Consider the following 23,840-nt stretch of genomic DNA (forward strand, 5'->3'; position numbering starts at 1 on the left):
GGCACGCACAGCGTGCCGGGCCCGAGTCGTTCCCGCGTGTTCGTCCACGCGTATGCGTGCGAGCGTCGTCCGTTCGGCCCCTCCGTTCTCTGTGCGTGTTCCGCCCGCTCGGTCCGACCGGCGCGTAAAGATCTGCCGCAAGGGGCATGAACTGGTCCATCCAGGAAACCCCGCACACCTGCACGGTCGGCGCGGCCCGGTCGAACGCGTTGGCGGACATCCGGGTGCGGAGTCGTCCGGGCGACCGCTTCGCTGTCTCGTACGCGGCGCGTGGGCGCTCGCCGAACGGTGTCGAATCCCCGCTCCGCCGGACCGGTGCACCCGGCGTACACCGGCGGTGGGGGGCGCTCAATGGGGAGCTGCGCGCTCCCCCCTATGGACGACGAGGAGTCGCCGCACGGCGCGGCTCGGGCCGGCCCGGGCGGGGCGCGGTAGGTTCCGCAGCCGTGGCGGGACAGGGCAGGAGAAGCACAGAGGTGGGGAAACGGCTGTACGGGAACGGTTGGGCGTCCGGGGGTGTCAGTGCCCGGCGATTCGTGCGGATCCTGCCTGCCCTGCTCGTCCTCGGCGGGCTGGTCTTCGACATCGCGTCACCGCCCCGCTTCACGGCGGTACCCCTGTTCGTCGCCGCGCCCCTGATCGCCGCGCCGTTCGCCTCCCGGACCGGCACCGTCCGGATCGGAGCCGCCTCGCTGGCCGCGGTCATCGCGATGCGGGTGTACGTGGGCACCATCGGCGAGATCGTCCCGATCATCGAGACGCTCACCGTGGCCACGACGGCCGTGCTGGCGCTGGTCATCAACGGAGTGGTGCGGCGCGGCAGCGAGCAGCTGGCCTCCGCCCGGATCATCGCGGAGACCGCCATGCGCGCGGTGCTGCCCGTCCCGGCCGACCGGGTCGGCGGGCTCCACGTCGCCGCGCGCTACGAGGCGGCGCAGGCGGACGAGTACGTCGGCGGCGACCTGTTCGCCGTCGCGGACACCCCGCACGGGGTACGTCTCGTCCTGGGCGACGTACGCGGCAAGGGGCTCGACGCGGTCGAGGCGGTGGCGGTGATCATCGGCGCGTTCCGGGAGGCCGCCGAGCAGGAGGAGACGCTGGAGGGGGTGACGCAGCGGCTGGAGCGCGCGTTGGCCAGGGACGCGGCGCGGCGGGGCGGGCTGGACCCGGTGGAGGGGTTCGTCACCGCGGTGCTGGCCGAGATCCCGCAGGGCTCCGCCACGCTGCGAATCGTCAACCGGGGTCACCCCGAGCCGTTGCTGCTGCATGCCGGGGGAGCGCTGGACGTGCTGCGGCCCAGTACCCCGGCGCTGCCGCTCGGCATGGCGCTGGGGGCCTGGCCGGACCGGGCGGACGAGTGGGACCTCCCGCCGGGCGCGACCCTGCTGACCTACACGGACGGGCTCTCCGAGGCGCGCGACCCGGCGGGTGTGTTCTACGACCCGGCGGAGCGGCTGCGGGGCCGGATCTTTCCCGGCCCCGACGAGCTGCTCTCGGCGCTCACCGACGACGTCCGGCTGCACACCGGTGGGCGCTCGACGGACGACCTGGCGCTGCTCGCGGTGGCCCGGCCGGCGGAGGACCAGCCGGAGCGCCGGACCACCGTGCCGATCGTGGGCCGCGGCGGCGGCTGACGCAGGTCCGGGGCGGCCGGCGCCGCCCTCGGAAACACGCCCGGGTGGCGCTCCCGCGGTCGGCTCCGCGGACCGTCGCGCGGGTGCGGCGACGGTCCGTAGCAGGGTGGTGCCGCTCGATAACATATGACACACCGTCAGATGAACGGCGCTGTACGACTCGTCCGCAAGTCGCCCGGATAGGTGTGGGAATGCCCAGGTAAATCCCGGCCCGAAGTGGGAATGATCAAGGGGAACGGCTTGGAATCGGAGCCGTATGTCTATTAACGTTCGATAACGCAGCGCGGTCGTCCCAGCCGTCGTCAGAGACGGCGCCGTGCGCGAGCGCCGAATTCCGCAAGGGAACCGGGGAACCACCTTCTTGGGGTGAATCGGACACCTGTGTCTCGACAGAGACACCAGGCGCCCGTAGGAGACCTTCCTGCTCCGAACCCGTCAGCTAACCCGGTAGGCGAGAAGGAAGGAAAGGAGTGCGCCCACGTGGCGTCCAACCAGCCTGCCCCCGAAGCCCCGTCACCCTTCGCCACCCGTGAGGGTTTCGGCTCCCCTGGCGACGCCGACAAGGCCTGGGAGGAATGGAACCCCACCGAGGATTCCCTCCGCCCCGTACGCGGCCGGCACCGCGTCGCCAAGCAGCGTGGTCTCGCGCGTAGTTCCACCGTCCTCGGGGTCGGCGTCATCGCGGCCGTCGGTGCGGGCGGCATGGCCACCGCGCAGAGCAAGCCGCCGGTCTCCATCTCTCTTCCCGATTCGCTCGCGGACAACCTTCCCGACGCCAAGTCCCTTCCCGGGCTGGGTGCTCTGATCACCGCGGTCGAGTCCGACGACACTCCCGTGCCGGTGGCGGCGTCCGCGCCGTTCACCACGGCCGGACTCACCACCGCGGAGACCGAGAAGGGCGCCACCGACGCGGGCGAGGCGCTGCGCGCCCGCATCCTCCAGCAGGCCGAGCAGCAGCAGTCCGCCGCCGACGCGGACGCGAAGGCGGCGGAGGAGGAGGCGGCGGCGGCCAAGGCCGCCACCGAGGCCAGGAAGCAGCAGGACGTGGCCACCGCGAAGGCCGCTGCGGAGAAGAAGGCGGCCGAGGAGGCCGCGGCGGAGAAGGCCGAGGCCGAGAGACTCGCCAAGCTCGCCGCCAGTTACTCGCTCCCCACCTCCGCGTACACGATCACCTCCACCTTCGGTGAGGCCGGCACGATGTGGGCCTCCGGGCAGCACACCGGTCTCGACTTCGCCGCGCCGACCGGTACCCCGGTCAAGGCCGTGCACGGTGGAACGGTCAAGTCGGCCGGCTGGTCGGGCTCGTACGGGTACCGCACGGTCCTTGAGCTCGACGACGGTACGGAGATCTGGTACTGCCACCAGTCCTCCATGGACGTCGTCGCCGGCCAGCAGGTCAACACGGGCGACACCATCGGGCGCGTCGGAGCCACCGGCAATGTCACCGGCCCGCACCTCCACCTCGAAGTCCACACCCCGGACGGCACCGGCATCGACCCGATGGCCTGGCTGACCGGCAAGGGCCTCACCGTCTGACGCCTCCGGGCCCGCACCGGCCCGGGCGGCCGGGTACCTCCGCCGGACACGCCACGGGCGTCTCCCCAGCCCCGGCAGCCTTGACGCTCCCCCCGACGTCAGGGCTGCCGGCCTCTCGTCCTGCCGAAACCTCGGCCGGAACCGTCGCGCGGCCAGTCGCCGGAGCAGTCGCCGTCGGCATCTCGGCCGGAATCGCGGCCGCGCGTGGCGGCCGGAGCCCCGGAAGCGGAATACGATCTCCCGTCCGCTCCGTTGAACCCCTCATGACTTCTTCTCTCCGCACACTCGGAACGTCCGGCATCGAGGTCTTCCCCCTCGCCCTCGGCGGCAACGTCTTCGGCTGGACCGCCGACGAGGCCCAGTCCTTCGCGGTGCTCGACGCCTACACCGCGGCCGGCGGCAACTTCGTCGACACCGCCGACGCGTACTCGGCCTGGGTCCCGGGCAACCGGGGCGGTGAGTCGGAGGCGCTGATCGGCAAGTGGCTCAAGGCCCGTGGCAACCGTGCGGACGTCGTCGTCGCCACCAAGGTCGGTGCCCACCCCCAGTACCGAGGGCTCGCCACCGGCAACGTCAAGAGCGCGGTGGAGGAGTCCCTGCGGCGCCTCGGCACCGACTACATCGACCTTTACTACACGCACTACGACGACGAGAGCGTCCCGGTGGAGGAGATCGTCACCACCCTCGACCAGCTGGTCAAGGAGGGCAAGGTCCGCGAGCTCGGCGCCTCCAACATCAGCCCCGAGCGCCTGCGCGCCTCGCTCGAATTCTCCGAGCGCGAAGGGCTCGCCCGGTACGTCGCCCTCCAGCCGCACTACAACCTGGTCTCCCGCGACACCTACGAGGGGCCCGCCCAGGACCTCGCCGCCGAGACCGGCCTCGGCGCGGTCCCGTACTACGCGCTGGCAGCCGGCTTCCTCACCGGCAAGTACCGGCCGGGTGCGCAGGTGGAGAGCGCCCGCGCCGCGAGCGCCGGAGCGCACCTGGAGTCCGAGCGGGGGCAGAAGGTGCTGAGCGCGCTGGACGCCGTCGCCGAGGCACACGGGGCCGAGATCGCCACCGTCGCACTGGCCTGGCTCGCGTCCCGCCCCACGGTCGTGGCGCCGATCGCCTCGGCCCGCACGCCGGAACAGCTCCCGGCGCTGCTCGCGGTCGCAGAGCTCACGCTGACCGGTGAGGAACTGGACCGGCTCACCGAAGCCTCCGCCTGAGCGACGGCCTCACCCCGGAGGATGCAGATAGGGGTTGTGCCCGCCGTACTGCCGGTGCGGAGGCGGCTGCGCAGGAGCGGGCGACGGGACCTGCCCCGTGCCGTACGGGGATGCCGGGTCGGTTCCGTACCCAGCCGGAGCCGGACCCCCCGGCGCGCCGGGCCAGGACTGCTGCGGGGACGGCGACGGGGGCGCCCAGCCCCGGGCGTGCGCGCCGTGTGCCGCGTGGGCGCCGTGCGCGTGGGCTCCGGGGCCGTACGGGTGGGGCACCGGACGGCGGACGGCCGGGCGGAACACGCTGCGGGCCGCGTGGCTCAGCGCGGGGGCTGCGACGTTCCTGCGCTCCCAGAGGTGGTGCAGCAGCTCCTGCTCCCGCGCCGCGAAGTCGACGCCCACGGTGCCGCGCCGGGCGTCCCGCCGCAGCGCGGCCAGTGAGGTCGCGAACGACTCGTACTCCGCGACGGCCCGGGCCGCCGCCCGGCCCCTGGCCCGGTCCGACGCACCGTGCCAGTGCCGCGCCAGATCCCGGGCCATGCCCCGGGCACGCATCGAGGCGAGCGCGAGCGGTTCGGCCGGGGTGAGCCAGCCGGCCATCGCGTACGCCGGGAACTCGGCGGCGAGCGTCCGCAGTTCCCGGCCGCGCGACCAGATCGCCAGCCAGGTCAGCAGCCCGAACGCGGGCATCATGGCGGCGCCGTAGACCAGGTAGAAGCCGTACGGCCCCCAGGTCGCCGAACCGTTCCACAGGGCGTGCATGCCCATCGCGAGCAGCACACCCAGCAGTGGGAGCGCGATCCGGCGGACCCGTCGCCGGCCGCCCCCCGCACGGCTCGCGGCGGCGAGACCGAAGCCGATGCCCGTCATCGCCGTGAACACCGGGTGCGCGAAGGGCGACAGGACGATCCGCACGAAGAAGGTGCCGACCGTCAGCGACACGATCCCCACCGTCCCCAACTGCCGGTCCTCACCGAAAGCGTTGCCGAGGTAGAGGATGTTCTCGCTGAACGCGAAGCCGGTCGCGGTGAAGCCCGCCGCCACGATCCCGTCGACGACCCCGTTGAACTCCCGTCTGCGGAACAGGAAGAGCATCAGCACGGCGGCGCCCTTCGCGCTCTCCTCGACGATCGGCGCGACGACCGTGGCCCCCAGGGTGTCGGCGCCCGACGGATCCGCCGAAAGGTTCGCGATCCAGTACGTCGCGAAGGAGTTCGCGACGATCGCGACCAGCGCCGCCGCGCACGAACCCCAGGCGAAGGCGAACAGCAGATTCCGCCAGGGCGCCGGTTCGACCCGGTCCAGCCAGCGGAACGCGGCCATCAGGAGCGGCACCGGCAGCACCGCGAGCCCCAGACCGACGAGGAACCCCTCGGTGCCGGTCTCTTCGCGCACCAGAGCCAGGATGAGCAGCCCACAGATGGCCAGCGTGACGATCACCGCGCCCGCGCGGAACGCCTTGCTGCGCCACACCAGCCCCACCCGGCGCGGGCGGTAGCGCCAGTGGGCGCGCTCCGGGACGGCGCCCAGGATCTCGCCGAGCCGTTGCTCTTCGAGCACGGGGACGGCGGGTTGCGGATGTCGGTGCTGCTCGGACCCGGCGGACATGTCCCGACCCTAACGAGCGGGACCGACAACTGACCAGGCGGTTCCCGCACGGCCCGCGTCGCCGGCAGGGCGCACGGCCGATGTCGTCGGCAGGGCGCACGGCCGATGTCGTCGGGAGGTCGCGCGGCCCGCGTCGTCGACAGGGCGCACGGCCGCCGGGAGGCCGCGCGGGTCCGTCGGGCGCCCCTGGCCGACGGACCGGTTCTCAGATCCTGGTGAAGAGCAGGTCGTGGACGACGTGCCCCTTGTCCAGGCCCTGTCCCTCGAAGCGGGTCAGCGGCCGGAACGCGGGACGTGGCGCGTAACCGCCGTCCGCCCGGGTGTTCTCGAACCGGGGGTGCGCGGTGAGCACCTCCAGCATCTGCTCCGCGTAGGGCTCCCAGTCGGTCGCGCAGTGGATCACCGCGCCGGGCTTCATACGGCCCGACACCAGGTCCAGGAAGTCCGGCTGGATCAGACGGCGCTTGTGGTGGCGGCTCTTGGGCCACGGGTCGGGGAAGTACACCCGCAGACCGTCCAGCGACTGTGGCTTCAGCATCTCGCGGAGCAGGATGATCGCGTCGCCGTTGGCGACCCGCACATTGTCCGAGCCCGCCTGGTCGGCGAGGCGGAGGAGATTGCCCTGGCCCGGGGTGTGCACGTCGACGGCGAGGATGCCCGTGGCCGGGTCGTCCGCCGCCATCTGCGCGGTCGCCTCGCCCATGCCGAAACCGATCTCCAGCACGACCGGCAGCCCGCCGAACATCTGGTCCAGGTCCAGGACGCGCAGACCGTCGATGTCGAAGCCCCACTGCGGCCAGAGGCGTTCGAGGGCGTCCTGCTGGCCGATCGTGACCCGGCTGCGGCGCGGCTGGAAGCTGCGGATGCGACGCTCGTGGTGCGAGCCGGCCGGATCGGCGGCGGGCCCGCCGGGGAAGCGCGGCTCCTGGCGCAACCGGCGCTGCCGGTCGAAGGAGGCGGCCCGTCGGGCGGCGGCGTCGGCGGCCTCCGCGGCGTCCACGTCGGCCGTCTCCTCGGTCGGGTCCGCGGCTGCGTCCACGTCGGTGTTCACGTCGGCGTCCATGGCGGAGGCCTCGGCGGTCCCGGCGTGCGCGCCGGGCTCCGTGCTGGGGTTCAGGGGCTGCTCAGACACAATGCCCCGATTCTACGGCTGGCGGCCTCCACCCCGCTCCCCGTGCCAGGGCCAGGGCCCGCCGGGCGATCTCCCGCCCCACCGGCAGCGCCGTGGCGAGCGCGGCGTCCGCGGGGGCGTGGAGCACGTGCACGGTGTGCGGGGCCTCACGGATCAGGAAGTCGTCGACCGGTGTGCCGTCGCCGTGCACCGCCTGGGCCCGCACCCCGGTGGGGGCCGGGCGCAGGTCGTCCTCGGTCACGTCGGGCAGCAGCCGCCGGAGGGCGGCCGTGACCGCCGACCCCGTCGCTCCGGCCCGCCCGGCCCGCTCGTCCGGCGTGGTCCGTGCGACGGGCCCGGTCCGCTCCGGCGGAAGGACCGCACCGGCGTGGACGAGGGGCGCCCCGCCCCGTACGTACGCCTCCTGCCGACGCGCGGTCCGCCGGGAGACGGGCCGGGCCAGCACCGAGAGCAGACCCCCGGGGTGGAGCACGGGTTCGGCCCGTCCGGGCGGGCTCGCGCCGACCGGCCCCACGTGGACGGTCCCGTCGACGGACCGTACGAGGCCCCGGACCAGCTGCGCCCCGAGGAACGGGTGCCCGGCGGCCGGCACCGGGTGCACCACCGCGCTGACCAGCTCCGGCCTGCGCAGCTCGTAGTAGATGTCCCGGACGGGCAGGACGCGCACCCCGGGCTCGTCGCCCGCGAGCCGTGCCACCCGGTCGCTCCGCGGGCCCGCGGCGTTGACCAGGGCTCGGGCGCGGACCACGGTCCCGTCCGCCGTGCGGGCCGCGACGCCCCAGGGCCGCCGGTCCACGGCGGTCACCCGCGCCGCGCACCGTACGACCGAGCCGGCCGCGGCGACCTCGCGCGTCAGCGCGGCGAGGACCCCGGCCGCGTCGCAGACCCCGGTGGTGGAGACCCGGATCGCCGCCTGTCCGCGCACCCGGGGCTCGTACTCCGCGATCTGCGCCGGGCCCAGCTCGCACACCGGCAGCCCGTGTTCCCGGCCGCGCTGCGCGAGGGCGTGGAGCCGGGGGAGCTCGGAGCGGTCCGTCGCGACGATCAGCTTGCCGGAGACGGTGTGGGCGATGCCGTGCCGCGCACAGAAGTCGGTCATCTCGCCGCCGCCGCGGGCGGCGAACCTGGCCGTGAGGGAACTCCGGCGGTGGTGGACACCACTGTGGATCAGCCCGCCACCCGGTCCCGCGAGGTGCTCGGAGGGGTTCCGCGCCTCCTCCAGGACCGTGACCCGGGTCCCCGGCGCCGCGCGCGTGAGCGCGTACGCCGTCGACAGGCCGACGATCCCGCCGCCGATCACCAGCACGTCGCAGTCGTAGTCCGCGTGCGTCCTCATCACGCCACCTCCCTCCCCGATAGTGCACTGACCCGCTGACAACCGGATCAAACCCCGGACGGGGATGGGACGTGGCGCGTGTTCCGGCGGAGGGGGCGCGCGGGTGGCGTCAGGCGGGCGCCACCAGCAGCGGACGGGCCCGCTCGCGCAGCTCGGCGACGCGCGGCTCGTCCCCGTACGGTTCGAGGCGGTGCAGCAGGTCGCGGACGTACTCGGTGGTCCGGGCGGAGGAGATCCGTCCCGCGACCTCCACCGCGCGGGTGCCGGCGGCGCACGCGGCGTCGAGGTTGCCCGACTCCAGTTCGGCCACCGCGGAGACGACCAGCCGCAGACCGTGCGAGCGGACGAACTCCTCGGTGGGCTTCGACAGTGCGAGCTCGGTGAACCTGCGCACCTGGCGGGGTGCCTTGAGGTCGCGGTAGCACTCCGCGGCGTCGGCGGCGAACCGGTCGTACGAGTAGAAGCCGAGCCACGAGGGATCGGAGTCCCCCGGCCGCGACCGCTCCAGCCAGCTCTCCGCGCCCCGCAGCGCGGCCCCGGCCGCCGGGGCGTCCCCCGCCTTGGCGTGGGCGCGCGCCTCCACCAGCCGGAAGAAGCTCATCGTCCGGGCCGTCGCGAGACCCCGGTTGCGCTCGACCGCCGCCTGCGCGAGGTCGACGCCCTCGTCGGCGAATCCCCGGTAGGTCGCCTGGAGCGACATCGAGGCCAGGACGTACCCGCCGAGCGGGACGTCGGCGGCGGCCCGGGCGAGCCGCAACGCCTGGATGTAGTAGCGCTGGGCGGCCTCCTGTTGACCGGTGTCGAAGGCCATCCACCCGGCCAGCCGGGTCAGTTCGGCCGAGGCGCCGAACAGCGCACGGCCCACCTCGTCGCTGTACGAACCGAGCAGCAGGGGTGCGGCGTCGACGCGTAAGCACTCCGGGACCATCGACGAACGCCAGTCCCCGCCGCCGTACTTGGAGTCCCAGCGACGCGCGTCCTGGGCGGCCTCGCGCAGTTTGGCGACGTCGCTGTGCCCGACCCGGAGCGGCGAGGCGTCGGCCACGGCCTCGGGCCCCGGCTGTACGGGGACCACGCCATGCCCGGCGGGCAGTACCAGACCGCTCCGCGCCGGACCCGTGGGCGCCGGGCGTACCGCCCCCGGACCGGCGAGGAGCGCGGTCCGCGCGGCGGCGGAGTCCCGGGCGACCGAGGGGTCGGCGGGGGTTATCAGCCAGCGCGAGGCGGGCGTCGCGTAGGCGCTGACCGAGAAGGATCCCGCCAGCGACTGCCAGATGCCGTTGCCGCCGCGACGGCCGGCGAGGTCCAGGCGGTACAGCTCCGTGGCGGAGCGCACCGCCTCCGCCACGTCGCGAGGGAAGGCGAGCCCGACCTCCGGCGCCGGGTCGGCGTCGGCGAGGCCGATCTCGTGCAGCGGGACCGGCCGGCCCAGCTTGGCCCCGATCGCGGCGGCGATGAGATGCGGCGCCGCGCCCTGCGGCACCATGCCCTTGGCGACCCAACGGGCCACCGAGGTCTTGTCGTAGCGAAGTGTCAGCCCGCGCTGTGCTCCGAGGTCGTTGACCCGCCGGGCGAGCCCGGCGTTGCTGATTCCCGCGAGGGCGAGAACCGTGCCGAGCTTCTCGTTCGGCCCGCGTTGCTCCCTGGACATGCGCCACCCCTCGACACACAGACAGCCGCCGCGTCACCGGGGGCGGCGCGCGGCATTCGTACCGTGTTCTCCTCGCGGCGGGACCTCCTGGGCCGGGCGCACACGCATGTGGCCGAACCCCGAGGAATATGCCGCCGTGCTGAGACCATCGGTAAACCCAGCGTAGTTCTCCGCATCCCTACCGTTAAGGGGCATGGGTTCGGATGGCGGGATTGTGGCCCGCGCCAGGCGTCGTCCGGGGAGCCGGCGGGGGCGGCGGAAGGTGTCCGATGTGCCCCGGCCGTGTGGCTGTGCGCCCGGCCGTGCGCTCTCGTCGGGCGGGTGTCGAAGCGCTTCCATGGAGCATGCGTGGGTCGGCCCGCCGCACTGGACTCGGCGGGCTGGGGGACCCTGCCGCCCCATTCCCCGCGGGCGGCGGACCGGCCCGGGAGGCGCGTGCCGTCTCCCGGGCCGAGCGCCGGACGGGGCACTGCGGGGCGGTCGGCGGGGCGCGGCACGCGCGTGGACGGTCCGGGGGCGTGCGCCCGGCTCGCGCGCGGGACCGGCCCGCGGAGCGGCGGGGCGAGGCGGCGGACGCGGGGTGGGGGCGGCGGTGCGCCGGTGGTGTGCCGCCTAAGAATGGCTGGATGTCGACGGTCGCCGATCCGTTGGAAACCACCGCGAGAGCGCTCCTCCGGTGGCTTGAATGCGCCTGATGGTGCGTCGGGCGAGTCCTCCCGGCGCCCCGGCGGCGGACCTCCGCGGGGCCGGGGGTGGGGCTGCGGGCCGGGCATGGCGGGGCCCGCGGAGGGGCGTGGCGGTGGTGCGGGCGCCTCGTCGGGCGCCGTAGGCGCCGTCGGTACCTCCGGACCCGACGGCGGGACAGGCGGCGCGGGGGGTGACAGCGGCGCAGGTGGTGGCCGGGTGGTCGTGGGCCGGGGCGCCGGTGGATGCTCGGCAGGTCCTCGGCGGTGGGCGTGCGGGCGGTGGTCGTGTGCGGGCGTCCGAACGGTGGCTGTGCGAACGGTGGCTGCGCGGGCGGTGGCTGTGCGGGCGGTGGCTGTGCGGGCGGTGGCTGTGCGGGCGGTGGCTGTGCGGGCGGCCCTCCCGACCCGGACCTTTCCCGGACCGGGCCCTCCCGTCCTCCCGTGACCGGATCGCCCAACAAGCGGAAGACTCTGTTCCGTTGAGTGGCCGGCCTCGTACGGGCCTTCCGGCTCATGCCAGGGGCGCATGCTCTTCCGGCGTGCGCCGCGCGTACCCCCTCCCGGCCGCCGCAGTCGTGGCAGCATGTCCCGCAGCGGCGTTCAGCGGACCATGCGCGCCGTCAGTCCACAGCCTGTGGAGGCGGCGATGCGTTGGTTGGTGGGGTGGAGCAGTATCGCCGCGAGCTTCGGCACGGTGGGTGCGGTCGGCGCGGGCGGCGAGGGGCGCACGGTCCATCCGGTGGGCTCCCAACTCCTGTGGGGCGACCCCGATCCGCTGTGGGCGGTCGGCGACTGGCGCCCCGACGAGATCCGGCTCATCGACGCCGCGACCACGGTCGGCGCGCCCACCACCCGGCTCGCGGTTCTCGGTTGCTGCGGGGCGACCGACGAGCAGCTCCGCGTCGGACTCCTCTCCGCGCGCGGCGGCGCCCTGCGCCATCTCACGGCCTGGCCGGGCAGTTACACGGTCGTCGTGCAGATAGGACGGCGCATCACCGTCACCGGCGACCTGGCCGGAGCCCGCCCGGTCTTCCACACCCCCTGGGCCGGAGGCACCGCTTACGCCACCGCCGCACTGCCGCTCGCCGACCTGATCGAGGCCCAGCTCGACATCGGCCACCTGGCCGCCCTGCTCGCCTGCCCCGACACGCCGGAGGCCCTGGGCGACGGGACTCCGTACGCCGGCGTGAAGCGCGTCCCGCCCGGCCACGCGCTCATCCTCCGCGAGGGTTCCCGCGAGATCACCGGCTACGAACCCGTCGCCTCCCTCGCCGTGGCCGCCCCGCAGGCCGACCCGGTCCACGCGGTGGAGGGCGTACGGGACGCCCTCGTCGAGGCCGTACGCGCCCGGCTCACCGCGCCGCGCCACGCCCCGGAGGCAGGGCCGCAGGACCCCGGGCCCGTCCCCGGCATGGGGCCCGCCGACCGCCGCGCGGCCCGTGGCCGGGGGCCGGTCCCCGGAATCGGGGCCGACCTCTCCGGCGGCAGCGCCTCCGCGACCCTCGCCCTGCTCGCAGCCGGTCTGCCCGGCCTCCCCGGTACGGTCCTGGGCCACGGCACCGGCGCGGGGGAGCGGCTCCTCGCCGTCACTTTCAACGACCTCACCACCCGCGGCGACGAGGACGAACTCGCCCGCGCCCGCGCCATCGCCGCCAACCCGCGCCTGCACCACGTGGTGGTCCCCGCGGGCGAGGAGGCTCTCCCGTACGCGGACCTCTCGGTGGAGAACGGGGTGATCACCGACGAGCCCGCGCCCTCCCTCGTCGTCGCGGAACGCCACCGCCGCCGCCTTGCCGCCGGCAGCGCGGACCACCTGGTCGGCTACGGGGCCCGGCAGGTGCTCGACGCCCACCCGGCCCGTCTCGCCGACCTCCTGATGGACCGCCGCCGGCGCGACCTGCTGAGACCCGTCGCGGCACTCACCCGGGCCGAAGGAGCTTCCGCGCACGCGATGTTCGTACCGCTCGCGGTCTACCGCGCCGCCCGGCGGCTGGCCCGCACCTCCTACCGCAGCGGCCTGGAGACGGCCGCCGGGGTGCTGCCCGAAGCCAACCGGTACCCCGCCGGCTCCGACGGCCCCGGCAGCGGCGGCACCCCCGCCGATGCCTCACTGGCAGCCCTGACCTGGTCCCGGCCCGGGCCCGCCGCGCGCTGGCTCACCGGGGAGGCGCTCGCCCAGGTGGCGGTCCGGCTCCAGGAGGCGGCGATCCGCCCCACCACGGCGCAGCGCCCGGGCCAGGCCCGGGCGGGTGCGGCCCTCGCCCGGGTCGCCGCCGGCCACCGCATCCTGGAGCAGGCCGCCGACATCCGCAGCCAGCGGCTGCACGCCCCCTTCCTCGACAACCAGGTCGTACGGGCGGCCCGGGCCCTGCCCGAGTCGCTCCGGGTCCAGCCGGGGGCGCGCGCCGCGATTCTGCGCCGGGTCCTGTCGGGTGCGGGCATCCACGAACTGCCCACCGGCTGGGGCGCCCCGTCGCTGGCCCGGTCGACGGAGGCGACCCGCACCGGACTCCGGCTGGCGCTGCCCGAGTTGATGGGCCTCTTCGACGCCCCGCTGCTGGCCGACGCCGGCCTGATCGAGGCGCGCGTGGTCCGCAAGGCGCTGCGCGCGGCCGCCGACGGGGAACCGCTGCCGCTCGACGGGCTCGCGGACCTCGCTTCCACGGAACTCTGGCTCCGCCGCCTGATGGGCCGCCGGGGCACCTGCTGGACCGGTACGGCCGCACCTCGCAGCCGGGCCGTCGCCGGGGGCGTCCTCCCGGTCGCCCGCCGCTCGCTCCAGGCGTAGCGGCCGGAAGCGCGGGCGCGGGTGGGGTGCGGATTCCCACGGGCCCCGTCACCCGCAGGTGAACCGGGAATCGGCCCAGTCGGCCATCGTCGCCCCGCCGAGCGGCTGCGCGGACTCGACGACCAGGCGCACCGTCGTCCGCCCGTCCAGCGCGACGCTCACCGGTACGGCGGGGGAGCCCGCCCGCACGATCCCGGAGGTCCACAGCACTTCGCCCTCGTCCCCGACCACGGAGAAGCGCACGGCGCCCAGGCCGAGGGCCAGATCGTCGATGCCTGCCATTGCCTCGTACCGCGTGCAGCGTCCGTCCAGCCGGACGACCACCGACGACCGGCCGCCCACCGTCACGCCGTGCGCGTACGGGGTGGAGGCGATCGACAGGCTCCGGCGCTGCCAGACCGGGCTGCTGCCGGAGAGCTGCACCGTGGGACCGGGCCCGTCGCCCAGGATGTCGTAGCGCAGCTCGCTGAACCGGTAGACCGAGGACGCGGGGGACTTCGGCGTGGGCTCCTCCGCCGGCGGGGGCGTGGGGCTCGGGGCGGGAGGTTCTTCGGCGCGCGGGGGCGAGGGCGCGGGAACAGGCGGGGCGGGTGCGGCCGAGGGCTTCGGCGCGGGCCGTTCCGGTACGGACGGGGCGGGTGAGGGTCCCGGAGCGGGCGGCCGGGACGGTTCTGGCGTGACGGGCGGCGTCGGCACGGGGGGCGGCGTCGGAGCCGGCGGCTCGGGAGAGGGCGCGGCGGACGGGACCGAGGCCGCGGCCACCGGAGGCTTGGCCACCGGCTCCGGCTGGTGGTCGTCGCCGACCAGCGCCCACACCACTCCGGCAGCCGCCGCGAGGGCCACCGTGGCCGCGATCCCCACCTTGGCGGGGGCGCCCAGCCCTTCCGCGACAGCGCCTCCGGCCGCCGACCCGCCGCCGGACCCACCTGCCGCGGCGCCGCCCGCGGACGCCGTGCCCGTGGCTGTGCCCGTGCTGGTCCCGGTCGCGGCGGCCGCCGCTCCGGCCCCGGCCCCGGCCAGCGTGCCGCCCGCCACGACTCCCGCCGCCTTGAGCGAGTACGCGGCGGCGAACCAGCCGATGACCGCGATCGGGAGCAGCGCGGGAATCCCCGCGTTGACCTGCTGCAACTCTCCGGCCGCCACACGGCACTTGGCGCATTCGTCCAGATGCTTGCGGAGTCCGCGCTCCGCCCGCATCCGCAGGCCGCCCCGGGCGTACGCGCCGAGCCGGTCGGCGTACCGCGCGCAGTCACCGCCCGCCACCAGGGCCTGGCTGACGTGCGCCTGGAGGTAGGCCTGCTTCAGTCCCTCGCGGGCCCTTCCCGCGAGCACCGCCGTGGCGTTGGCGGACAGCCCGAAGAGCGGGGCCACCTCGCTCGGTGACTCCTCCTCCACGGTGGTGTGCCAGAGCACGGCCTGCCAGCGCTCCGGCAGACTGCGGAACGCCTGCAGGGCCATGGACTGTTCGGCCTCGTGCATCGCGCGGACGTCGGCGCCCAGGTCGAGGGTGTCGTCGTCGGACAACTCGGAGGTACGCGCCGCTCCCGCGGCGAACACCGCGAAGTCGTCGACCAGATGCTCGCGCTTCGCGCTCTTGGTCCAGGCGGCGGCGACATGGCGGACCGCGGTCATCAGATAGGCACGGACGGCTTCTTCGGGCCCCTTTCCGCCGCGAACCGCCTGCAGGGTCCGGGTGAACACCTCGGCCGTCAGGTCGTCCGCGGTGTGCGCGTCCCGGCAACAGGAGCGCGCGTAGCGACGGACGGCGCCCGAGTGGCGCCGGAACAGCTCTTCGTAAGCCCGGTCGTCGCCGGACCGCATGCCCCTGATCAGCTCGGCGTCCGAGACTGCGGGGCCGGTCGATGCCCCTCGTCCCGTTCGCTGCGGAGGCACGGACCAGGGGCCCGGCAGCACCGTGCCGCCACTGCTCCCCGCCGGAGTCCCCTCGCCGGGCTCCCGCGGGTTCGGGACTCCTCGCGCCTGCCGTACTTCCTGGACTTCCGGTACTTCCGGTACTTCCCGTAGCCCCGGGGCTTCCCGCTCCGACGCCACCCGCGCGTCCGCGCCGCCGGGCGAATCCGTGCCGGCCGAATCGAGGTCCGGCGAATCCGTGCCGTCGGGTGTACCGGAGCCGGATGTACCGGCTCGGCCCGGGTGCGGGCCGTCCGGTCCGTCGCCGGGCGCCGTGGTGCGGGAGGGCCTGTCCGCGCCGCCCTGCGGGGGCACCTGTGCCCCCTGCGGCGGAGGAACCGTGCCTGCCGCGGTGCCGCCCTCGGTCGGGACGCCGTCGAGCGGCTCTTCCCGTGTGCCGTCGCCGCTCATCGCGGAGCCCCCGTACCTGCCGTGAACCCGATTCCGGGCAACACTGCCACAAGGCCCCAGCGCCGCGCGCCGGTTCAGCCCCACCTTCCACTCGTCCGGGGTGTCCGACCGAATGAGAGCGCGAGACGTCATCCGAACGGGAGCGACGCGCTCCCTGCCGACTGCCGACGCCGACCGCCTTCGGACGGTCGCCCCCGCATGCAGCGCTTTCGGACGGTCGCCCCCGCATGCAGCGCTCTCGGACGGCCGCCCCGCATGCAGCGCCTTCGGACGGCCGCCCCGCATGCAGCGCCTTCGGACGGCCGCCGTGTCCCGGCTGCAGGCCGGTCCGCCCACCCCGGCCGGAGCGCGGGCAGCCTTCGATCGCTCACCCGCGCCCCCTCACGACCTCACGCGGCGGGACGCGAACGCAGTCCTTCCAGCAGGATGTCCAGCAGCCGTGCCGACGCGGCGGCTTGCTGGGCCGAGTCCGGCAGCGAGGGTGCCGAGGTGGCGATCACCAACAGCACGTCGGCCACCGTCACATCGGAGCGCAGCTCGCCGGATTCCCGAGCCCGCTCGACGAGTCCTCCCACGACCTCGAGCAACTCGCCCGTGCCCGCGTGCTCCTCGGCTTCCTGTGCGCCCGTCCGCTGCGGTGCCTGGCGGAGGTCCGCCGGGGCCGCGCCCTGCCGTTGCTGAGGCACCCGGGTTCCGTCCACGCCGTCTCCGGCGGAGCGGAGGGCCTCTTCGCCCTGCGAGGAGGCTTCGACGCGCAGCACCTGTGGCGGCAGCAGCCTTCCCGCACCGGACGCCACAGACGTCCGGAGGAACCGGGAGAGCGCGGACCAGGCCTCGTCCTCCTGGCCGAGCGCGGCGCGCGCCTGCTCCGTCAGCCGGGCCGTCTCGGCCTCGGCTATTCGGCGTACCAGGACGTCCTTGCTGGGGAACCGGCGGTAGACGGTCCCCACTCCCACCCGTGCCCGACGGGCCACGTCCTCCATCGGAGCGCCATACCCCAGCTCACCGAAGACCTCCCGCGCCGCGCGCAGGACGTGCTCCAGATTCCGCTGCGCGTCCACGCGCAGCGGCGCCGAACGAGCCGACGCGTCCGCGGCGGAGCCGACCGCCACAGCGGCCGCAGAGCCGGCGGTCGGGCCCGCGGAAGAACCGTGCGACGCGATGACCCCCGCCGGTCTGCGCGAGTCCGCTCCACCGATCGGGCGGGACGACTCGACCACGGCGAGCGCTCCCGGCGTGTCCAGCCGCGCGACGGCCTCGGTCGAGGACGAGACGGCAACCTGCCCATGCGAATCCTGAATGTGCATGACTTCCCCCGGTTATGACGTCTCCCCCCGGAGACTTCCCCACCATGTGAACCGGCGCGAGGAGTGCCGAACTGCCCCATCCCCCACCCCGATCGGCTACGAACATAGTTGAGCGGGGGGCAATTCAGAAGGGGCAGTTCCGCACGGAGCGCCCCTCGATCGGAGCAAGGACCCGTTGATTCCTGTTTCCGCCCATGCGCGCGCCCCCTTCCTCCACGCCTGACCTGCGGGGCTACCCCGACATTCCTGACGGGTAGTGAGGCCGCGCGCCGGAGCTTCCCGGTCACACAATTTGCAGGGCCTGTGGACAAACCCGCGACTCCGTTGCGTCATGGGGTGGTGATGGCTCCAGAATCCCGGGGAACGGTCCCCGGCAGCAGGCCGAGTGCGCGCATTCTTGTCGTCGGCGGAGGCTACGTCGGGATGTACACGGCGCTGCGCCTCCAGAGGAAGCTGAAGAGAGGGCTGAGGAGCGGCGAGGTCGAGATCCTGGTCGTCACGCCCGATCCCTACATGACGTATCAGCCGTTCCTTCCCGAAGCGGCGGCCGGGTCGATTTCGCCCCGGCACGTCGTCGTTCCCCTCCGTCGGGTCCTCGGCCTGTGCCGCGTCGTCGTCGGCGAGGTCCACCGCATCGACCATGCGAACCGGACCGCCACCGTGAGCACCCTCACCACCGGCGGACCCGGCGAAGGGGCGGTGGAGATGCGGTACGACGAGTTGGTCCTCGCCCCCGGCTCCGTCGCGCGGACCCTTCCGGTCCCCGGACTCGCCGAGTCCGGGATCGGCTTCAGGACGGTGGAGGAGGCCATCAAGCTGCGCAACCACGTCATCGAGCAGATGGACATCGCCTCGGCCACCCGTGATCCCGCCCTCCGCGACGCGGCTCTCACCTTCGTCTTCGTCGGCGGGGGTTACGCAGGTGTGGAAGCACTCGCCGAACTGGAGGACATGGCCCGCTACGCCGCGCGGTACTACCACAACATCCGTCCCGACGACCTGAGATGGATTCTCGTCGAGGCGACCGGGCGCATCCTTCCGGAGGTCGGTGAGGCCATGGGCGCCTACGCCGTGCGCGAGTTGCGCGGTCGCAATGTCGACGTACGTCTGGAAACCCGGCTGGACTCCTGCGAGGGCCGCGTCGCCGTACTGAGCGACGGCTCCCGTTTCCCCACCCGCACGCTCGTCTGGACGGCCGGGGTGAAGCCCGCGCCGCTCGTCGCCGACACCGGTTTCCCGGTGACCGGGCGAGGCAGGCTGCGCTGCACCGCCGACCTCAGGATCGCCGGGACCCGGCACGCCTGGGCGGCGGGCGACGCGGCGGCCGTACCCGATCTGACGGCCCCGGAACCGGGCACCGTGACCGCGCCCAACGCCCAGCACGCCGTCCGCCAGGCGAAGGTCCTGGCGGGCAACGTTGTCGCGTCCCTCGAAGGGCGTCCGCTCACCGACTACCGGCACGCGCACGCCGGCTCGGTCGCCTCCCTCGGCCTGCACAAGGGAGTCGCCCACGTCTTCGGGCGGAGGCTGAAGGGCTACCCCGCCTGGTTGATGCACCGGGCCTACCACCTCAGCCGCGTACCGACGTTCAACCGGAAGGCGCGCGTCCTTGCCGAATGGATCCTGTCCGGACTCTTCACCCGTGAGATCGTCTCGCTCGGCTCGCTGGAACACCCCCGCGCCGAGTTCGAGCTGGCGGCCGGGGGCGCCGGCCCCCACCGCACCCCGCCTCCCCGCCGGCACCCGGGCACCGGCGACGAGTCCCACGAGCCCGAGGAACCGCCGGGCTGACCGCCCCTCGACGTACCGCCCGCCGTCCACGTCCCCCTTCCGCGGAGGCACGAGATCCCTTCGTACCGATGTCGTACCACCGTCCTACCGCCACGGTACGAACCCGGATGCGCCGCCCCGCTCGGCCCCGGAAGTCCGGGGGCGGGCACCTGCGCCACCCCGCCCCGGAGCCCCGGACGCGCGGAAGTGCCCCGGACCCGTACCGGCGGCCGAATGACGACTGTCAGTACGCTCCGTCACACTGGACGTGTGACCATAGGTACGTCCGCATCTGCACAGAGTGACCCGGTCGACCGCGCCCCGAGGTGAACGCCGACCCGCCCCCCGGCGGGCGACGACGCGGTCACCGGTGAACGGCGACGTCGCACCGACAGCACGCAGAGGTCCTGCCGGAGTTTCCCCGGACCGCGCCCCGCCCCTGACCCCGGCGTAGGACGCGAAGGCCGACGCGGCGGACCGGACGAAGCGCCACGGGGCGAGCGGACGATGTGGCGGACGCGGTGCCAAGACGCAGAAGATGCAGCAGAAGCAGCCAGCCCGAGCGGACCAGACCGACACACGAGGCAGAATTACGTGAACTTCACGCGCTGGAGCGCCCGTCTTCCCGGAACGCAGCGTCGCGCCGCCGCTCGGGACGACCGCGGTTCCGTCCCCGCTGCCCGGGCCGAGTACGCAACTGCGGAATCTCCCGCCGCGCCCGCGGAAGCGGCCGCCCCGCCGACACCCGACGAGCCGGCCGCCGGCGCCCCCGGCACGGTTCTGGTCCTCGACGACCTGCCCGCCCGCGAGATCCTCGGCCGGCTCCCCGCGCCCGTGGCGCTGTTCCACGGCCCCGACCACCGGGTCGCGTACGTCAACGCCGCCTACGAGACGGCCTTCGGCCCCCGCTCGTGCGGAGCGCCCGCGGCCGAGGCCATGCCGGAGCTGGCCGAGTTGAGCGTGCTGCCCCTGATGGACCAGGTTCTGCGCAGCGGTACCCCGCGTACGGTCAAGTCGCGCCGCACCCTCGGCGGCAGCTCCTACACCGTGACCTGCACACCCGTCGCCCCCTGGGAGACCGGCACCGACGGCGGTCCGGTGCCTGACGGCGGGGCGCCGGGCGAGGGCGGCGTACTGGTGCACGCGGCCGACGTCACCGACCACGCCGAAGCGGCCGAACGGCTCCGCACCAGCGAACGCCGCCACCGCGAGATGGCCGTCACCCTCCAGCGTTCGCTGCTCCCGCAGGAGCTGGAGCAGCCGGACGACCTGCGGATCGCCGCCACCTACCAGCCCGGCGGCACCGACGCGGCGGTCGGCGGGGACTGGTACGACGTCATCACCCTGGGCGCCGGCCGCACCGCCCTCGTCATCGGCGACGTGATGGGCCGCGGGGTCCGCGCCGCCGCCGTCATGGGCCAGTTGCGCACGGCCGTGCGCGCGTACGCCCGCCTCGACCTGCCCCCGCACGAGGTGCTCCAGCTGCTCGACGGCCTGGCCGCCGAGATCGACGCCACCCAGATCGCCACCTGCGTCTACGCGGTGCACGACCCCAACGAGGGCCACCTCGTGTTCGCCTCGGCGGGGCACCTGCCGATCCTGGTCTGCGACGAGGACGGGACGGTGCGGGTCGCCGAGGACCCGACCGGACCACCGCTCGGCACCGGCGGCTGGATCCACACCTCCGGCACGATCGCGCTGCCACCGGGTTCGACGGCCGTCCTCTATACGGACGGCCTGGTGGAGCGCCGCAGCGAGGACATCGACGAGGGCGTGGCCGCGCTCGGCCGGGCGCTGTCCGGTGCGAAGGGCTCCCCGCAGGTCGTCTGCGACCGGCTGATCCGCTCCCTCGGAGTGACCGCCGAGCACGACGACGACGTGGCGGTCCTGGTGGTCCAGCACCCCGCCCGCAAGGGGGCGGACGCGGAGCTGTTCCACAACGCCTCGCTCGATCTGCTCGGCGGCGTGGAGGCGGCACCGCGCGCCCGCGCCTTCGCCACCGGGGTGCTGACCTCCTGGCGCTTCCCGGACGAGCTGCGCGACCGCGGTGTGCTCGCGGCGAGCGAGCTGGTCGCCAACTCGCTCCAGCACGGCACCCCGCCCACGCGGCTGGGGCTCCGGCGTACCGACCGGCGGCTGATCATCGAGGTGACGGACGGGGACGACCATCTGCCGCGCCGTCGGAGGGCGGAGCCCGGGGACGAGTCGGGGCGCGGCATCGCGATCGTCGCGGCGGTCGCCACTTCCTGGGGAAGCCGCCGCACTCCGGGCGGGGGCAAGGCGGTGTGGTGCGAGTTCGCGCTGCCCCGCTGACGCGGCCCCGTCCGGGGGCGCGTCAGCGGCGCTCAGACGGTCGGGGCGGGCATCGGGACGGGTACCGCCTCCGGCACGGACATCGCGACCACCCGTGAGGGCACGGCGGCGAGCGAGGGCTGGTCCTGCACGGGGGTGAGCCGCCGGCCCAGCCGCAGCGCCAGGACCGTGATCCCCAGCGACACCAGGACGAACGTCAGGATGTACGGGGCGTGCAGCGAGGCCCCCATCGGACCGCCGACCGCAGGTCCGAGAGCGAGTGCGAGCTGCTTGCACAGGGCGAACACCGAGTTGTACTGCCCGACCATCGACTCGGGCGCCAGATCGGCTACGAGCGGGGCGACGGTCGGTGCCAGCATCGACTCGCCGAGCCCGAAGAGGGCGTACGTCGAGATCATCGCGGCCGTCGCCATCGTCTGGCTGCCGTGCCCGAGGCCCGCGTAACCCGCCACGACCCAGGCGAAGGCCCAGATCAGGCCGACTCCGGCGATCACCCGGCTGCGCTTGCGCCGCTCGACCAGCCGCAGCACGACGAACTGCGCGACGACGATGGCGGCGGTGTTGGCGGCCAGCGCGAGCCCCAGCGTTGACGGCTCGATGCCGGCGGCCTCCGTGCCGTATGCCGCGAGCCCGGACTCGAACTGGCCGTAGCAGGCGAAGAACACCACGAAGCCCAGGACACAGAGCTGGACCATGGCCCGGTGCGAGAGCATCGTCCGCAGCCCGCCCTGAGCGCCCTGTCCGCCCGCAGAGGCCCGGACCCCGGTGACGGAGCGCGAAACGGCGGGGGCGTGCGGCAGCCGCACGGTGCTCACGACGGCACCGAGCACCAGGAACATCACGGCCTCGACCACGAACAGCAGAGTGAACGTTTCCGGCCGGTCCGTGTCGACGATCTGCCCGCCGACCAGTCCGCCGATGCCCATGCCCAGGTTCTGCAGGAAGAACTGCATGGCGAAGGCCCGGGTACGGGTCGTGCTGGTGGAGGAGCGGACGAGCAGCGTGGCGAGCGCGGGCTGCATGACGGCGGCACCCGCGCCCAGCACGGCCGCCGACAGCACCGCCGTCGTCACCTCGCTCGCGAAGCCGAGCGACGCCACGCCGACGGACGCCACGACCGAGGCGCCCATGAGCACCGGCAGCGGACCGCGCCGGTCGATGACCCGCCCGGTGAACGGCAGGACGACCAGCGCTGCCATGGCGAAGACCGCCAGCACGACTCCCGCCGTACCGGCGCCGAGGCCGCGCACCTGCGCCACATAGACGTACAGATACGGAACGGTGAACCCGGTGCCGAACGCGCTCAGCGCGCTCCCCAGCTGAATCCTCCGCAGCGCTGCGCCCATCTCCCTGGTCACACTCACCTACCCCATGATCACGGGGCAACACGGTGCGCCCCCGAACTACACAGACCCGAAGACTTTAACACTAAAGTTAGAACTTCAACAATGAACCTCGAAGGACTTCGATGGGTACGGACTCGCGTGCGATACTGCCCGCCATGTCCGAAACCACCGAGCTGGATCCCGACGAGCCGAGCCTCGACGAGCAGATCGCGGCCTACCAGCGCGAGTACAGCGACCTGGATCCGCAGGTCGAGCAGGTCGTATCGGCCCTGGGGCGGCTCAACCGCCGGATGAACGTCGCGTACGGCAGACAACTCGCGGCCCTGGGCATCAGCAACGCCGAGTGGGAGGTCCTGAAGACCCTCGTACTCGCCGGCAGTCCGTACCGCCTCGGCCCCGGCGAACTCGCGAAGCGCCTCGGGCTCACCCCCGCGGCCATGACGCACCGCATCGACCGCATGGCGTCCGAGGGCCTCGTCACCCGCGACCGGGACGAGAACAACCGGGTGCGCGTCATCGTGGAGGTCACCGACGAAGGCCGTGCGAAGTGGCTGGAAGCGATGCGCATGGCCACCGTTTTCGAGGAGGACGTCCTCCAGGACCTTTCGGGCGACGAACGAGGGGTCCTCAGCGAGCTGCTGTTCCGGCTGCTGCGCCGGGTGGAGGAAGCGCAGCCCGACGCGGACGGCCGGCTCACCGACCTCTCCTGAACGTGCCGGGACCGGCGCCTGAGCCGAGCACCGGGCGTGCCACCAGTCAGGGTTGACACCGCACTCCCTGATCCGTAAAGTTCTCCGAGTTGTCACGGAGCCTGACGGTTCTGGGGCAGCCGATCCCGCCGCGGACAGCGGCAAACAAACTCTGCACGAACCCACTCGGGATAATTTCGGCATGCCGGAATTCATTTCGAAGACTCGATTATGAGTCACCGGGAAGAACCGCTAGAGTTTGAGACGTCGGAACGGCCCAACAGCCGCGAAGACAAGCCCGCTGACTGGGAATCAGGCCCGAAAGGATCTGATAGAGTCGGACTCGCCGGAAAGGGAAACGCGAAAGCGAAGAACTGGAAAGCGAAAATCGCTTGACCCGCTTCGACCGGGAATCGGACGCAAAAGAGTCTGATAGAGTCGGAAACGCAAGAACGAAGGGAAGCGCCCGGAGGGCCCCGGTGAAACGGGACCGAAGGAAGCGTCCGTTCCTTGAGAA

14 protein-coding genes and 1 riboswitch are annotated in these 23,840 nt (G+C 73.8%); of the genes, 7 read left to right on the forward strand and 7 right to left on the reverse strand.

The genetic code is table 11. From position 1 onward, the window contains the following. Positions 1–476 precede the first annotated feature (476 nt). The 3 genes from ACFWEP_RS13515 (at position 477) to ACFWEP_RS13525 (ending at position 4,381) form a co-directional block, all read left to right on the forward strand. Complete coding sequence (locus tag ACFWEP_RS13515) at positions 477–1,634, forward strand: PP2C family protein-serine/threonine phosphatase (RefSeq protein ID WP_387369606.1); 1,158 nt, start codon at positions 477–479, stop codon at positions 1,632–1,634. 315 nt (positions 1,635–1,949) lie between these two features. Further along, positions 1,950–2,103, forward strand: a riboswitch (cyclic di-AMP (ydaO/yuaA leader). A gap of 11 nt (positions 2,104–2,114) precedes the next feature. Then, entirely contained in the window at positions 2,115–3,170 is a 1,056-nt protein-coding gene (locus ACFWEP_RS13520; protein ID WP_387369608.1) for a M23 family metallopeptidase, read from the forward strand. Positions 3,171–3,433: 263 nt separating this feature from the next. Further along, positions 3,434–4,381, forward strand: coding sequence for an aldo/keto reductase (locus tag ACFWEP_RS13525; RefSeq protein ID WP_387369610.1), 948 nt, complete (start codon positions 3,434–3,436; stop codon positions 4,379–4,381). A gap of 9 nt (positions 4,382–4,390) precedes the next feature. Here ACFWEP_RS13525 and ACFWEP_RS13530 read toward each other — a convergent pair whose 3' ends face one another. From ACFWEP_RS13530 to ACFWEP_RS13545, 4 genes are all read right to left on the reverse strand, one after another. Continuing rightward, a complete protein-coding gene (locus ACFWEP_RS13530; RefSeq protein ID WP_387369612.1) occupies positions 4,391–5,983 on the reverse strand; it encodes a PrsW family intramembrane metalloprotease in 1,593 nt (530 codons plus the stop codon). A 205-nt stretch (positions 5,984–6,188) separates the two neighbouring features. Further along, on the reverse strand, positions 6,189–7,115 hold the full coding sequence (gene trmB / locus ACFWEP_RS13535) for a tRNA (guanosine(46)-N7)-methyltransferase TrmB (RefSeq protein ID WP_387369615.1): 927 nt from the start codon (positions 7,113–7,115) through the stop codon (positions 6,189–6,191). After that, on the reverse strand, positions 7,108–8,451 hold the full coding sequence (locus tag ACFWEP_RS13540; protein WP_387369617.1) for an FAD-dependent oxidoreductase: 1,344 nt from the start codon (positions 8,449–8,451) through the stop codon (positions 7,108–7,110). Before ACFWEP_RS13540 ends, trmB begins: the two co-directional genes overlap by 8 nt. Positions 8,452–8,560: 109 nt before the next feature. Further along, a complete protein-coding gene (locus tag ACFWEP_RS13545; RefSeq protein WP_387369619.1) occupies positions 8,561–10,102 on the reverse strand; it encodes a sporulation protein in 1,542 nt (513 codons plus the stop codon). Between the two features lie 1,332 nt (positions 10,103–11,434). Between ACFWEP_RS13545 and ACFWEP_RS13550 the strand changes: the two genes are divergently transcribed. Continuing rightward, positions 11,435–13,576 (forward strand): asparagine synthase-related protein, encoded by a 2,142-nt coding sequence (locus ACFWEP_RS13550; protein WP_387369621.1) that lies wholly within the window; start codon positions 11,435–11,437, stop codon positions 13,574–13,576. Between the two features lie 48 nt (positions 13,577–13,624). Here ACFWEP_RS13550 and ACFWEP_RS13555 read toward each other — a convergent pair whose 3' ends face one another. Next, positions 13,625–15,898: a sigma-70 family RNA polymerase sigma factor gene (locus ACFWEP_RS13555; RefSeq protein WP_387369623.1), complete on the reverse strand. Its 2,274-nt coding sequence runs from the start codon at positions 15,896–15,898 to the stop codon at positions 13,625–13,627. Positions 15,899–16,287: 389 nt separating this feature from the next. After that, positions 16,288–17,205: a TetR/AcrR family transcriptional regulator gene (locus ACFWEP_RS13560; RefSeq protein ID WP_387369625.1), complete on the reverse strand. Its 918-nt coding sequence runs from the start codon at positions 17,203–17,205 to the stop codon at positions 16,288–16,290. A 342-nt stretch (positions 17,206–17,547) separates the two neighbouring features. On the opposite strand from ACFWEP_RS13560, the gene ACFWEP_RS13565 reads away from it, so the two are divergent. After that, the gene (locus ACFWEP_RS13565) at positions 17,548–18,996 is read left to right on the forward strand and encodes an NAD(P)/FAD-dependent oxidoreductase (protein WP_387369627.1); all 1,449 of its coding nucleotides are present in this window, start codon (positions 17,548–17,550) and stop codon (positions 18,994–18,996) included. Positions 18,997–19,569: 573 nt separating this feature from the next. Continuing rightward, positions 19,570–21,288: a SpoIIE family protein phosphatase gene (locus ACFWEP_RS13570; RefSeq protein ID WP_387369629.1), complete on the forward strand. Its 1,719-nt coding sequence runs from the start codon at positions 19,570–19,572 to the stop codon at positions 21,286–21,288. 32 nt (positions 21,289–21,320) lie between these two features. On the opposite strand, the gene ACFWEP_RS13575 is transcribed toward ACFWEP_RS13570, so the two are convergent. Beyond that, entirely contained in the window at positions 21,321–22,634 is a 1,314-nt protein-coding gene (locus ACFWEP_RS13575; protein ID WP_387369633.1) for an MFS transporter, read from the reverse strand. Positions 22,635–22,789: 155 nt separating this feature from the next. Between ACFWEP_RS13575 and ACFWEP_RS13580 the strand changes: the two genes are divergently transcribed. Further along, positions 22,790–23,344: a MarR family winged helix-turn-helix transcriptional regulator gene (locus ACFWEP_RS13580; protein ID WP_387369631.1), complete on the forward strand. Its 555-nt coding sequence runs from the start codon at positions 22,790–22,792 to the stop codon at positions 23,342–23,344. Positions 23,345–23,840: the final 496 nt, after the last annotated feature.

Source organism: Streptomyces sp. NPDC060198 (assembly GCF_042728415.1).
GTDB lineage: Bacteria > Actinomycetota > Actinomycetes > Streptomycetales > Streptomycetaceae > Streptomyces.

Coding starts and splice junctions, on each gene's coding strand:
- ACFWEP_RS13580 (WP_387369631.1), top strand. CDS start 22,790: ATGTCCGAAACCACCGAGCTGGATCCCGACGAGCCGAGCCTCGACGAG.
- ACFWEP_RS13560 (WP_387369625.1), bottom strand. CDS start 17,205: ATGCACATTCAGGATTCGCATGGGCAGGTTGCCGTCTCGTCCTCGACC.
- ACFWEP_RS13575 (WP_387369633.1), bottom strand. CDS start 22,634: ATGGGCGCAGCGCTGCGGAGGATTCAGCTGGGGAGCGCGCTGAGCGCG.
- ACFWEP_RS13565 (WP_387369627.1), top strand. CDS start 17,548: ATGGCTCCAGAATCCCGGGGAACGGTCCCCGGCAGCAGGCCGAGTGCG.
- ACFWEP_RS13525 (WP_387369610.1), top strand. CDS start 3,434: ATGACTTCTTCTCTCCGCACACTCGGAACGTCCGGCATCGAGGTCTTC.
- ACFWEP_RS13545 (WP_387369619.1), bottom strand. CDS start 10,102: ATGTCCAGGGAGCAACGCGGGCCGAACGAGAAGCTCGGCACGGTTCTC.
- ACFWEP_RS13555 (WP_387369623.1), bottom strand. CDS start 15,898: ATGAGCGGCGACGGCACACGGGAAGAGCCGCTCGACGGCGTCCCGACC.
- ACFWEP_RS13530 (WP_387369612.1), bottom strand. CDS start 5,983: ATGTCCGCCGGGTCCGAGCAGCACCGACATCCGCAACCCGCCGTCCCC.
- ACFWEP_RS13540 (WP_387369617.1), bottom strand. CDS start 8,451: ATGAGGACGCACGCGGACTACGACTGCGACGTGCTGGTGATCGGCGGC.
- ACFWEP_RS13550 (WP_387369621.1), top strand. CDS start 11,435: ATGCGTTGGTTGGTGGGGTGGAGCAGTATCGCCGCGAGCTTCGGCACG.